Origin of the sequence: Neorhizobium sp. SOG26, from assembly GCF_003491345.1 — a bacterium.
Lineage (GTDB): Bacteria > Pseudomonadota > Alphaproteobacteria > Rhizobiales > Rhizobiaceae > Neorhizobium > Neorhizobium turbinariae.
In genome coordinates this window covers 3,045,441-3,058,281 of record NZ_CP025512.1, presented here as the reverse complement: position 1 = coordinate 3,058,281, position 12,841 = coordinate 3,045,441, and the positions used below count along the sequence as shown (strand labels likewise).

Genomic DNA, 12,841 nt, shown 5'->3' with positions numbered 1-12,841 from the left:
TCATGAGGCAGGCGGGACGTTATCTGCCCGAGTACCGGGAAACGCGTGCCAAAGCCGGTGGTTTCCTTGATCTCTGCTACACCCCCGACTTTGCCGTCGAAGTGACGCTGCAGCCGATCCGGCGTTATGGCTTTGATGCGGCTATCCTGTTTTCCGACATCCTCGTCATTCCCGATGCCTTGAAGCGTAATGTCCGCTTCGTGCAGGGAGAGGGTCCGCAGATGGACCCGATCGATGTCAGCGAGATCCTGGCGCTGAAGGACGATGGCGTGCTGCCGCACCTGCAGCCGGTGCTGGAGACGGTTCGGCGGCTTCGGGGGGCGCTGCCCCAGGAAACGACCCTCTTGGGCTTCTGTGGCGCTCCCTGGACGGTTGCGACCTATATGATCGCCGGTCACGGCACGAGCGACCAGGCGCCGGCGCGGCTTTTCGCCTATCGGCATCCGGAAGCTTTCGAAAAGCTCCTGTCGTTCCTGGCAGAAGTTTCGGCGCAGTACCTGATTGCTCAGATCGATGCCGGTGCCGACGCCGTGCAGATCTTCGATTCCTGGGCCGGCGTGCTGGGTGAAACAGAGTTTGATGCTTTTGCCGCAAAGCCGGTGGCGCGGATGATCGAGATCGTGCGCCAGGCGCGGCCGGGCGCCAAGGTCATCGCTTTTGCGAAGGGTGCCGGGCTGAACCTGAAGACCTACCGCCAGAAAACCAGGGCGGATGCGATCGGGCTCGACTGGTCCGTGCCGCTTTCCTTTGCGCAGGAACTGCAGAAGGATGGGCCGGTTCAGGGCAACCTCGATCCGATGCGTGTCGTCGCTGGCGGCAAGTCGCTGGATGATGGCGTTGACGCGATCCTGCAGGTGTTGGGGCAAGGACCGCTGATCTTCAACCTCGGTCATGGCATTACGCCGGAAGCGGATCCGGATAACGTGACGCGGCTGATCGAACGGGTGCGCGGATGGAAGGCGTGAAGCCGGAAAACAAGCAGGCCGGACCCGTTGCCGGCCGCAAATCGGCGCTGAGAGCCTTCGTGGCGCTCGGCGTGTTCCTGGCGATCCTGCTTTGCGTCTATCTCGCGCAGCCGGACAATTTCCTGCTCTACATCAAGGCGTTTCACGTGATCGCCGTGATCTCCTGGATGGCCGGGATGCTCTACATGCCGCGGCTGTTCATCTACCACACCGATGCCGAGCCCGGTTCAGCCCAGTCGGAAACCTTCAAGATGATGGAGCAGCGACTGCTGAAGATCATCATGAACCCGGCGATGATGATCACCTGGCTGCTCGGCCTTTACCTCGCCTCCGAAGCCTATGGTTTCCAGGGCGGATGGCTGCACGCCAAGATCCTGCTCGTGGTGTTGCTGACCGGCGTGCACATGCTGTTCAGCAAGGCGGTGCGCAGCTTTGCCGCCGATGGTCCGCGCAAGACCGCCCGCTACTGGCGCCTGATGAACGAAATGCCGACGCTTTTGATGATCCTGATCGTCATTCTGGTGATCGTGAAGCCGTTCTGACGCCGTTTCTTGTCCTCTGACCTGCAATTGCCTCTTGCGGTGTCTCAAGTGAGTCGCTATTTTGCGTCCACCTCATCTCGTGGCATGCGTGTATTTTCCCTCGTCCCGGATCATCTTCCGCGGTAGCGAATTTCACCCTCACGCCTACATCTCCCCGAAATACTTGTGTGGTCCCCTTCATGGCTGAAATGAAGCTTCAAGAACTCAAAAGCAAATCTCCAACCGATTTGCTGACCTTCGCGGAATCGCTGGAGGTCGAGAATGCCAGCACGATGCGCAAGCAGGAGCTGATGTTCGCGATCCTCAAGGTTCTGGCGAGCCAGGATGTGGAGATTATCGGTGAAGGCGTTGTGGAAGTACTGCAGGACGGCTTCGGCTTCCTTCGTTCGGCCAATGCCAACTACCTGCCGGGCCCGGACGATATCTACATTTCGCCCTCGCAAATCCGCCGTTTCTCGCTGAAGACCGGCGATACGGTGGAAGGCCCGATCCGCGGCCCGAAGGAAGGCGAACGTTATTTTGCGCTTCTCAAGGTCAACACGATCAACTTCGATGACCCGGAAAAAATCCGCCACAAGGTTCATTTCGACAACCTGACGCCGCTTTATCCGAATGAGCGTTTCAAGATGGAGCTCGAGGTTCCGACCTCCCGCGATCTTTCGCCGCGTGTCATCGATCTCGTGGCACCGCTCGGCAAGGGCCAGCGTGGCCTGATCGTCGCTCCACCACGGACGGGTAAGACCGTTCTGCTGCAGAACATTGCTCACTCGATCACCGCCAATCATCCGGAATGCTACCTGATCGTTCTTCTGATCGATGAGCGTCCGGAAGAAGTGACGGACATGCAGCGCTCGGTGCGCGGTGAAGTCGTCTCCTCCACCTTCGATGAACCGGCCGTTCGTCACGTGCAGGTCGCCGAAATGGTGATCGAAAAGGCAAAGCGCCTGGTTGAACATGGACGCGACGTGGTGATCCTGCTCGACTCGATCACGCGCCTCGGACGCGCCTACAACACGGTTGTGCCCTCCTCCGGCAAGGTTCTGACCGGTGGTGTGGATGCCAACGCCCTGCAGCGCCCGAAGCGTTTCTTCGGCGCCGCCCGTAACATCGAAGAAGGTGGTTCGCTGACGATCATCGCGACCGCGCTCATCGATACCGGCAGCCGCATGGATGAAGTTATCTTCGAAGAATTCAAGGGTACGGGTAACTCGGAAATCGTGCTCGACCGTAAGGTGGCCGACAAGCGCATCTTCCCGGCCATGGACATTCTCAAGTCCGGCACGCGCAAGGAAGACCTGCTTGTTCCGCGCCAGGATCTCCAGAAGATCTTCGTGCTACGTCGTATCCTGGCGCCGATGGGTACCACGGATGCAATCGAGTTCCTCATCGACAAGTTGAAGCAGACCAAGACGAACGGCGACTTCTTCGACTCGATGAACACTTGATCCTTAGCCGGATTCCAGATGAAGAACGCTCGGCAAGACCGGGCGTTTTTTGTTTGGTGGACCGGTATAAATGGAGATGCCAAGGGACACGCCATGACTGATACGATCTATGCCTTGTCCAGCGGAGCGCTTCCAGCCGGCGTCGCGGTGTTGCGAATCAGTGGTCCTAAAGCACTCGATGCTGCAGTGGCACTCATTGGCACTCTGCCGGAGCAGCGTAAGGCGGTTCTGAGGACGGTTCGGGATGCTCAAGGCCAGATGATCGACCAGGCGCTCGTCCTGGTTTTCCAGGCCCCTGCCTCCTTTACCGGCGAAGACTGCGTCGAACTTCATCTGCATGGCAGCCGCGCGGTTGTCGCCGCTGTTTATCGTGCGCTGGAGGCACTGCCGGGTCTGCGACTTGCTGAAGCTGGGGAGTTCACCCGGCGGGCCTTCGAGAACGGTAAGCTCGATCTGGTGGAAGCCGAGGCGCTGGCAGATCTCGTAGCGTCCGAGACGGAAATGCAGCGGCGCTTGGCGGTCGAGCAGAGTTTTGGCGGTCAATCAGCCCTTTACATGGAATGGGCGCAGCGGCTGACGAAAGCGCGCGCGTTGATCGAGGCCGAACTCGATTTTGCGGATGAGGAAGATGTACCAGGCTCGGTATCGGATCAGGTCTGGGCTGAGGTCGGGGATCTTTATCTAGAGATTGAACAACATCTCGCGGAAGCGAAGGCGGGCGAGATCATCCGCGACGGTTACAAGGTGGCGATCGTTGGCCCACCAAACGCTGGAAAGTCCAGCCTGCTCAACGCCTTGGCCAAGCGCGATGTTGCGATTGTTACGGACATCGCAGGCACGACGCGTGATGTGCTGCACGTTGATCTTGATATCGATGGCTATCTCGTGCGCTTCTTTGACACGGCCGGTATCCGGGAAACAGAAGACGTCGTGGAACGTGAAGGTGTGCGGCGTGCGAAGGATACGCTCGAACAAGCAGATCTTGTCTTGCTTCTTCAGGAGATCGATTCGGATCCGCAACAGTTCGCGACGACTGGCGATGCTGAAGTTTTGAAGGTTGGGACCAAACTGGATCGGCATGAGCCTCGGACGGCTTACGACCTCTGCATCTCGACAAAGATAGGCGACGGCCTGGACGAACTCCGCAATCTCATCGCCACGAAGGTGAAACAAACCTGGTCCGGCGGCCTTGTCCCCGGTCGTCAACGCCACGTCCGCTACCTCAAAGAGGCTTCCCATTTTATTCAGGACGCGCTAAACGGCACAGAACTCGACGTCCGGGCAGAAAATTTGCGGGGTGCTGCGACATCCCTTGGACGCATTACGGGTCGCGTGGATGTCGAGGAACTTCTCGGCGTCATATTCTCTCAGTTCTGCATCGGGAAGTGATTCACGTGAAACCTTTGGGTTTCATCGAACAGGAATGAAGATGAGTTACGATGTTATCGTGATCGGTGGTGGTCATGCTGGATGCGAGGCAGCGAGCGCCGCTGCACGTCTTGGTGCCAGAACTGCCCTCGTTACCCATAACCGCGATACTATCGGGGTCATGTCCTGCAATCCGGCCATCGGTGGATTGGGGAAAGGCCATCTTGTTCGTGAAGTCGATGCGCTCGATGGATTGATGGGACGTGTCGCTGATGCTGCCGGGATCCAGTTTCGTCTGCTGAACCGGAAGAAGGGCCCAGCTGTTCGCGGACCACGCACGCAGGCGGACCGAAAGCTTTACCGTCTGGCGATGCAGCGTGAGATTGAGGGACATCCGAACCTCGATGTCATCGAGGGCGATGCCTTTGATCTCGACATAAAGAACGATCGCATCGCTGGGGTCGTCATGAAGGACGGCCGTCGATTCGCATGCGTAACGGTTGTCTTGACGACTGGTACCTTCCTACGTGGGTTAATCCATCTCGGCAGCGAAAAGATTCCGGCTGGCCGCGTTGGCGAAGCGCCATCGATGGGTCTGTCCGACACCCTTTCGCGCTTCGGATTGAAACTCGGGCGTTTGAAAACCGGAACGCCGGCACGTCTCGACGGACGGACGATTGACTGGCAGAGCATCGGAAGCCAGGCTGCGGATGAAGATCCGGTTCCCTTTTCTTTCATGACTGATCGCATCACGACGCCGCAGATCGAATGTGGGGTTACGCGTACCACGGACGCGACGCACAAGATCATCTCCGACAATATCCGTCTCTCGGCGATGTACTCCGGGCAGATTGAGGGCGTCGGTCCGCGCTATTGCCCCTCCATCGAGGACAAGATCGTCCGCTTCGGCGAGCGCGATGGGCATCAGGTCTTCCTCGAGCCGGAAGGTCTGGATGATCCGACTGTTTATCCAAATGGCATTTCGACATCACTGCCCGCCGCAGTTCAGGAAGCTTTTATTAGGACCATTCCTGGTTTGGAACGTGTCGAGATCTTCCAGCCTGGTTACGCGATCGAGTATGACCACGTTGATCCGCGCGAGCTAACGGCGGCGCTGGAAGTGAAAAAGATCAATGGCTTGTTTCTCGCGGGCCAGATCAATGGCACGACCGGTTATGAAGAAGCAGCCGCGCAAGGGCTTATTGCCGGCTTAAATGCCGCTCGTCAAGCAAGTGGCGCAGAGGCTTACGTCTTTGGACGTGCAGACTCCTATATCGGCGTCATGATTGATGACCTCACCTCTAAAGGGGTTACGGAACCATACCGAATGTTCACCTCGCGCGCCGAGTACAGGCTTTCGCTCCGGGCGGACAACGCCGATATCCGTTTGACTGGCGCTGGTATCGAGCTCGGTTGTGTCGGACCTGAACGTGAACTGCGTTTTCAAAGGTATCAACGTGATCTTGAACAAGGCCGCGAATTGCTTCGGACTATGACACTGACGCCGAACGAAGCAAAGCTGCACGGTATCAAGATCAACCAGGACGGCCAGCGTCGCTCGGCATATGAGCTACTGTCTTATCCGGAGCAATCTCTTCCCGGTCTATCCAAGGTATGGCCTGAGCTGGGCAACTTGGCTCCAAAGGTTGCCGAGGCGCTGGAGATTGAGGCGTCTTACGCGGTCTATATGGAGCGGCAGGCTGCGGACATTTCGGCGACGCGTAAGGATGAAGCGCGTATCATCCCGGGCGATTTTGACTTCTCATCGCTGCCGGGCCTGTCCAATGAGTTGAAGCTCAAGCTTGGAAAGGCTGCACCGGCCAATCTCGCCCAAGCCGCTCGTGTGGATGGAATGACACCGGCTGCTCTCGCCCTCATCCTCGCACTTCTTAAAAAGCGCGAAAGCGCCGATAGTCGCCTTAAACGAGTCTCCTGATGAAGTTAAACGGAAGAAGTGTTTCACGTGAAACGCAACAGAGGCTTGAGCATTTTGCGGCGCTTTTTTCTAAATGGGCCCGCACGATCAACCTCGTGGCGCCGTCCACGCTTGACGAACTCTGGAACCGCCACATCGCTGACAGTGCGCAGATCTTCCAGCTGTCACCCCAGCCACAGCAGTGGGTCGATCTCGGCTCTGGCGGCGGCTTTCCTGGTGTGATCACCGCTATTCTTCTTGCGGAACTGGGAGATGGATGGGTGAATCTGGTGGAGAGCAACCAGAAGAAATGCGCCTTTTTGCGGGTTGCGCTGAATGAGACGGGCGCCCGCGGCTCGGTTCAACCCATGCGCATCGATGCCGCACACGCCATCATTCCCACTGCGGATGCGATTTCGGCACGGGCTCTAGCGGATTTGGACATGCTTCTGGAGCTTTCGGAACCTTGGATGAAAGGGAATCCGACCAAAGCCTTCTTCCATAAAGGGCGGGATTACGCGAGCGAGATTCAGAAAGCGCATGGTCGGTGGACTTTTGATCTGGTAGAACATCGAAGCGCGGTTGAGCAGGACTCGGTGATCCTTGAGATCAGCAACCTGACGCGCAGGTAACCTTGAACTAAGGTGCAGCATGTTCGACAAGAACCGGATCATTACGATCGCCAATCAAAAGGGCGGCGTTGGTAAAACCACAACAGCGATCAATCTGGCGACTGCCCTTGCCGCCATCGGCGAGCAGGTGCTGATCATCGACTTGGACCCGCAGGGCAATGCGAGCACCGGGTTGGGTATCGAACGCCGGGATCGAAAGCTCTCCTCCTATGACCTGTTGATGGGCTTCAACTCCATTCCGGAGACTGTGCAGGCAACCGCCGTACCGAACCTGTCGATCGTGCCGTCGACAATGGACCTGCTCGGTTTCGAGATGGAGATCGCCCAGGATACCGACCGTGCATTCAAGCTCCGGCGCGCGCTGCAAAGCCAAGAGGCACGCGCTTATTCTTACATTCTCGTTGATTGTCCGCCGTCGTTCAACCTGTTGACAATGAACGCCATGGCAGCGGCGCATTCCGTGCTTGTGCCGCTGCAATGCGAGTTCTTTGCGCTGGAAGGCCTGAGCCAGCTTCTGGAGACGGTGGACCAAGTTCGTCGGACAGTGAACCCGTCGCTCGATATCCAGGGCATCGTCCTGACCATGTTCGACGCCCGTAACAACCTTGCCCAGCAGGTCGTCAGTGATGTACGCACCTATCTAGGCGAGAAGGTTTACCATACGCTGATCCCGCGCAATGTGCGGGTTTCCGAGGCGCCGTCTCATGGTAAACCAGCGATCTTGTATGATCTCAAATGCGCCGGTAGCCAGGCTTATCTTCAGCTGGCATCGGAAGTCATTCAAAGAGAGCGTCGGCGTAAAGCCGCCTGATGCGCTTCTAAAACACAGGGTTGAGCAATGAGTGATGATCTATCGAAGCGACGGCTTGGGCGCGGTCTTGCCGCGCTGATCGGCGAGATGGACCAGCCGGTGCCGGCGAATGCTCCGGCGCCGACCGTCAATCCTGACCGGATGGTGCCGATCGAGCATATCTCGCGCAACCCACGCAACCCGCGCCGCAACTTCGTCGAAAGCGACCTGCAGGATCTGGCAAGCTCGATACGCCAGCATGGGATTGTGCAGCCGGTCGTGGTGCGCAACAAGGGCGGTGACCAATACGAAATCATCGCCGGCGAACGTCGCTGGCGTGCGGCGCAGTTGGCTGGACTGGTCGAGATCCCGGTTATCGTTCGTGATGTGGACGATCGCACGGCGCTCGAGATCGCCATAGTCGAGAACGTCCAGCGTGCTGACCTCAACCCGCTCGAAGAAGCGCTTGGCTACGAGCAGTTGATAGCGGAGCACGGATACACGCAAAACGATTTAGGCGAGATTATCGGCAAGAGCCGTAGCCATGTGGCAAACAGCCTGCGTCTGTTGAAGCTGCCAGAGCCCGTGCGGGATATGGTCGCGGCAGGCAGTCTCTCCGCCGGTCATGCCCGCGCGCTCATCACTACCTCCGACCCCGCAGCGCTGGCGCGCACCATCGTTGCCAAGGGAATGTCGGTGCGTGATGCCGAGCGGTTAGCCCAGAACGACATCAAAGCTCAATCCGAACCCGCTTCCGCCTCCCGCAAGGAGGAAAAGGATTCGGATACCCTGGCGCTGGAGCGTACGCTGTCTGACGCACTGGGCCTTGATGTCCGCATCAACCACAAGAACGGTGGCGGTCACATCCGAATCGGTTACCGCAGCTTGGAACAATTGGAAGAGGTTTGTCGGTTGCTGGAGCGCCGATAACCTACCGGCCCGACTGCACCGCGACGGCCAGAAGCGCGTGAAAAACCACACTTGCTTCCAGGCTCTGCTTCTGGCGGCTTGAGAGGATGGCGTTCTGCAGCCGCTCGGTCTCGCGCGCCAATGCGGTCGTGTTCCAAGTCCGCAGAGCCTTCTCGACCAGCGGCTTCCGCTTGAAGTGGATATGCCGGCCGAGCGTCATCATCACCTGCGCCGGCGGCAGCTTCTTTTCCTCCATCTCGGACTTCATCAAGTCGAGAAGCTGGAACTGCTTGAGGCAGGACTGGAGCACCAGGAAGAGCGGCGTCTTGGATGTCGAAATCTTTTGCATCGTGCGGTGAAGCGCGGCCAGATCACCGGTCAGCACTGCGTCAACGGCCTCGTCCGCGGAGATGGCGCTGGCATCGCCGATTATCTCATCGACATGCTGTTCCTCAATCACCCCGGCTCCGCGGCAGTAGAGAGCCAGCTTGCGGATCTCGTTGCGTGAGGCGACGCGGTCGCCCCCAAGCAATTCAAGCAGCCGTTCGCGCCCATCGGCGCTGATGCGAAGCCCCTCCCCCGCCAGTTCCGTATCGATCAGGGCGTTGAGCGAGCGGATGTCATCTGCGTAACAGGGAATGACGGCGATACCCTTGGCGGGCTCGGCAATCTTGCGCAGGCCACTGCCCTTCTTCAGGTCGCCCGCCTCAATGATGAGGATGTTGGCGGGTGATGGGCCGGATGCGAGCACCTGGACGGCGTCCAGCAGCGGCTTTTCGTTCGCCGCGCCCCGAAGCCAAACGAGTTTCGAGCCGCCAAACAGCCCAAGCGAGTTCACCTCGTCAAGCAGCCGCCCGGGATCGCCCTGGAGATCGGAAACATCAAGCTTCAGCATCGCAAACGGGTCGTCCTGTGAGACACCCGTCTTGCCGGCAATGACTTTCGCGCGTTCGGAGACGAGCCCACGGTCGGGCCCGTAGATCACGAAAATCCGGTAGAGATCGCTGCTCCGCTCGGCGAAGCGGTCGAACTCGTGGGACTTTATTTCGACCATGCCGCCTGGGACTCACGTGCCAGAACGATGGCGATCTCCGCGCGGATGAATTCCGCCAGTTCCCGCGCGGCGCGGTTTTCTGCGTCACGAATGGCGCGAACCTTGGCAAAACCCTGACCGGAGACGTCCATCTGCGCCACGACTTCGCGCTTGGCCGACTTCAGGACCTGACCGTCGCTGATCCGGGTAAGCGTATAGGTGCCCGACACCTGGACACGCCCGGGTACAGGAATGCCGCTCGGCGAGACGTTGTCTTCATCCTCGTCGTCAATGATGCTCGAGGCGGTGCTCGTGACATCGAGTGTGACGTTATAGGCCGGCCGTTCGGCCGGGCCTGAACCACCGGTGCTGAGGAAAACGAGGTGGTTGCGAACCACCTGCTCCACCCTGCCCTTCGGCGCCGCGAAGCTCACCGCAGCAAGGCGCTCGCCAGTGCCGGCTGATTCGGAATAAAGCGGCCGAACCTGGCAGCCGCCCAGAAGCGTCAGAACGGCAAGACCAGCGGCGAGCCCGAGGCGGCGGAACGAACGGTCAGACGACAATATTCACGATCCTCTGTGGGACGACGATGATCTTCTTCGGCGCGCGGCCTTCAAGAACCGCCTTTACCGCATCCAGCGCGAGAACCGCCGCTTCCACAGCAGTTTGATCCGCGTCGCGTGCGATTGTCAATTCAGCGCGCTTCTTGCCGTTGATCTGCACAGGCACCGTTACATCGTTTTCAACCGTCAGCGCCTCATCGAACTGCGGCCATGCGGCATGCGCGAGCATGTTCTGGTTGCCAAGCGCCGCCCAGCACTCCTCGGCCAGATGCGGCGTCATTGGTGCCACAATCTGGATGAGGATCTCGGCTGCGTCACGAACAGCGGCGCGGTAGGCCTCGTCACCCTTGCCTGCAGCAACGTCCGTCAGCGGGGCGGCCAGCGCGTTCACCAGTTCATAGATGCGTGCCACGGCCTTGTTGAAGGCAAGCTTGTCCAAGTCGGCCTGGACGGCCTTCAGCGTCTTGTGGGCCAACTGCGAGATGGCAAGCCCCTCGCCTTCCTTAGCCGGCTTGCGCTCAACCGTCTTCAGGTTTGCGGAGGCTTCCGAAATCAGGCGCCACAGGCGCTGCGTGAAGCGGTGCGCCCCTTCAACACCAGCTTCCGACCAGATCACGTCACGATCCGGCGGCGAATCCGACAGCACGAAGAAGCGAGCCGTATCGGCGCCATAGGAGGCGATGATGTCGTCGGGGTCGACCACGTTCTTCTTCGACTTGGACATCTTCTCGATCGAGCCGATGGTGACTTCCTCGCCGGTGTTCAACATCGTGGCGCGGCGCTTGCCGTCAACCTCCTCGATCTTGATTTCGGCTGGAGAAACCCACTCGCCCGCTTGCCCTGCACCACGGCGGTAGGTCTCGTGAACCACCATACCCTGCGTGAAGAGGCCCTTGAACGGCTCCTTGACGTCCACGTGGCCGGTTTCGCGCATCGCGCGGGTGAAGAAGCGGGAATAAAGCAGGTGCAGGATCGCGTGCTCGATGCCGCCAATATACTGGTCCACCGGCAGCCAATGGTTGGCAGCGGCCGGATCCGTCGGATCATCTTGCCACGGCGCCGTGAAGCGGGTGAAGTACCAGCTCGAATCGACAAAGGTGTCCATGGTGTCGGTTTCGCGACGGGCGTCCTTGCCGCATTGCGGGCAGGCCACATGGCGCCAGGTCGGGTGGCGGTCGAGCGGGTTGCCGGGCAGGTCGAACGTGACATCGTCTGGCAGCTGAACCGGCAGATCCTTCTTCGGCACCGGCACAACACCGCAGTCATCGCAATGGATGACCGGAATCGGGCAACCCCAGTAACGCTGGCGCGAGATACCCCAGTCACGCAGGCGGAAGTTCACCTTGCGCTCGCCCTGCGGCATGTTGCCGAGCATGGTCCCGGACAGCTTGTCGGCGACGATCTGGAAGGCTTCGTCGGTGGTCTTGCCGTCCAGGAAGCGCGAGTTGATCATCACGCCGTCGTCGGTATAGGCGGTGTCGCCCACCGTGAAACTTGCCGCATCACCATCGGCCGGCATCACAACCGGTACGACCGGGAGGCCATATTTGCGTGCGAAGTCCAGGTCGCGCTGGTCGCCCGAGGGGCAGCCGAAGATGGCCCCCGTGCCGTAGTCCATCAGCACGAAGTTTGCGACATATACCGGCAGTTCCCACGAGGGATCCAGCGGATGCTTGACCCGAATGCCGGTGTCGATGCCCTTCTTTTCAGCCGTTTCAAGCGCGGCAAGCGAGGTGCCCTGGCGGCGGCATTCTTCCGCGAACTCTTCGATAGCCGGATTCTTCGCCGCGGCTGCCTTGGCGATCGGATGATCGGCGGCAATCGCCAGGAAGGAGGCGCCGAACAACGTGTCCGGCCGCGTGGTATAAACGGTAATCTCGCTTTCGTCGGCGGGCGCGGTGGATGGCACGACTTCCCAGCGGATCGTCAGACCCTCGGAGCGACCGATCCAGTTCTTCTGCATCAGCCGCACTTTTTCCGGCCACTGGTCCAGATCATCCAGCGCGTCCAAGAGATCCTGGCTGAATTCGGTGATCTTGAAGAACCACTGCACCAGTTCGCGCTGTTCAACCAGCGCGCCAGAGCGCCAGCCGCGGCCGTCAATAACTTGTTCGTTGGCCAGAACCGTCTGGTCGACCGGGTCCCAGTTGACCTTCGACTGCTTGCGGTAGACCAGGCCCTTTTCCATCATTTCCAGGAAGAGGTGCTGCTGGCGCTGGTAATATTCGACATCGCAGGTAGCAAATTCGCGCGACCAGTCCAGCGAAAGACCCATGGCCTTCAGCTGCTTCTTCATCGATTCGATGTTCTGGTAGGTCCAGGACTTCGGGTGGGTCTTGTTATCGCGTGCGGCGTTTTCGGCTGGCATGCCGAAAGCGTCCCAACCCATGGGATGCAGGACGTTATAGCCGCGGGCGCGCTTGTAACGGGCAACGACGTCACCCATCGCGTAGTTGCGCACATGGCCCATGTGGATGCGGCCCGACGGATACGGGAACATCTCGAGGACGTAGTACTTCTCGCGCGGGTCGCTGTTGTCGGTTTCGAAAACCTTCGCCTCGTTCCACTTCTGCTGCCAACGAGGTTCGGCATCGCGCGGGTTATAACGTTCAGTCGCCATTTCGATGAAATTCCGGGAAAAGCAGGAAAAAGTTGGGTGACCTTCACCACGAAACCCTG

The 12,841-nt window shown here is 59.4% G+C and carries 11 protein-coding genes; 8 read left to right on the top strand and 3 right to left on the bottom strand.

Features of this window, described 5'->3' with window-relative positions; genetic code table 11:
* The first annotated feature begins 2 nt into the window (after nt 1–2).
* The 8 genes from hemE to CYG48_RS15005 all read left to right on the top strand — a co-directional run bounded on the left by hemE (nt 3) and on the right by CYG48_RS15005 (nt 8,587).
* Nucleotides 3–965, top strand: a complete 963-nt coding sequence (gene hemE / locus CYG48_RS15040) for a uroporphyrinogen decarboxylase (protein ID WP_445304342.1) — start codon at nt 3–5, stop codon at nt 963–965.
* On the top strand, nt 953–1,507 hold the full coding sequence (gene hemJ, locus CYG48_RS15035) for a protoporphyrinogen oxidase HemJ (protein ID WP_118851113.1): 555 nt from the start codon (nt 953–955) through the stop codon (nt 1,505–1,507). The genes hemE and hemJ overlap by 13 nt, the downstream gene beginning before the upstream one ends.
* A gap of 179 nt (nt 1,508–1,686) precedes the next feature.
* Nucleotides 1,687–2,952, top strand: coding sequence for a transcription termination factor Rho (gene rho, locus CYG48_RS15030; RefSeq protein WP_118851112.1), 1,266 nt, complete (start codon nt 1,687–1,689; stop codon nt 2,950–2,952).
* A gap of 93 nt (nt 2,953–3,045) precedes the next feature.
* Nucleotides 3,046–4,341 (top strand): tRNA uridine-5-carboxymethylaminomethyl(34) synthesis GTPase MnmE, encoded by a 1,296-nt coding sequence (gene mnmE / locus CYG48_RS15025; RefSeq protein WP_118851111.1) that lies wholly within the window; start codon nt 3,046–3,048, stop codon nt 4,339–4,341.
* Between the two features lie 34 nt (nt 4,342–4,375).
* The gene (mnmG, locus tag CYG48_RS15020) at nt 4,376–6,256 is read left to right on the top strand and encodes a tRNA uridine-5-carboxymethylaminomethyl(34) synthesis enzyme MnmG (protein WP_118851110.1); all 1,881 of its coding nucleotides are present in this window, start codon (nt 4,376–4,378) and stop codon (nt 6,254–6,256) included.
* Nucleotides 6,256–6,867, top strand: coding sequence for a 16S rRNA (guanine(527)-N(7))-methyltransferase RsmG (gene rsmG / locus CYG48_RS15015; RefSeq protein ID WP_118851109.1), 612 nt, complete (start codon nt 6,256–6,258; stop codon nt 6,865–6,867). Before mnmG ends, rsmG begins: the two co-directional genes overlap by 1 nt.
* Nucleotides 6,868–6,886: 19 nt before the next feature.
* Nucleotides 6,887–7,678 (top strand): ParA family protein, encoded by a 792-nt coding sequence (locus CYG48_RS15010; protein ID WP_118851108.1) that lies wholly within the window; start codon nt 6,887–6,889, stop codon nt 7,676–7,678.
* Between the two features lie 27 nt (nt 7,679–7,705).
* The gene (locus CYG48_RS15005; RefSeq protein ID WP_118851107.1) at nt 7,706–8,587 is read left to right on the top strand and encodes a ParB/RepB/Spo0J family partition protein; all 882 of its coding nucleotides are present in this window, start codon (nt 7,706–7,708) and stop codon (nt 8,585–8,587) included.
* A gap of 1 nt (nt 8,588) precedes the next feature.
* On the opposite strand, the gene holA is transcribed toward CYG48_RS15005, so the two are convergent.
* From holA to leuS, 3 genes are read right to left on the bottom strand one after another with little or no spacing between them, the layout of a single operon-like run.
* A complete protein-coding gene (gene holA / locus CYG48_RS15000; RefSeq protein ID WP_118851106.1) occupies nt 8,589–9,620 on the bottom strand; it encodes a DNA polymerase III subunit delta in 1,032 nt (343 codons plus the stop codon).
* Nucleotides 9,608–10,162: a hypothetical protein gene (locus CYG48_RS14995; RefSeq protein WP_118851105.1), complete on the bottom strand. Its 555-nt coding sequence runs from the start codon at nt 10,160–10,162 to the stop codon at nt 9,608–9,610. Before CYG48_RS14995 ends, holA begins: the two co-directional genes overlap by 13 nt.
* The gene (gene leuS / locus CYG48_RS14990; RefSeq protein WP_118851104.1) at nt 10,152–12,782 is read right to left on the bottom strand and encodes a leucine--tRNA ligase; all 2,631 of its coding nucleotides are present in this window, start codon (nt 12,780–12,782) and stop codon (nt 10,152–10,154) included. Before leuS ends, CYG48_RS14995 begins: the two co-directional genes overlap by 11 nt.
* Nucleotides 12,783–12,841: the final 59 nt, after the last annotated feature.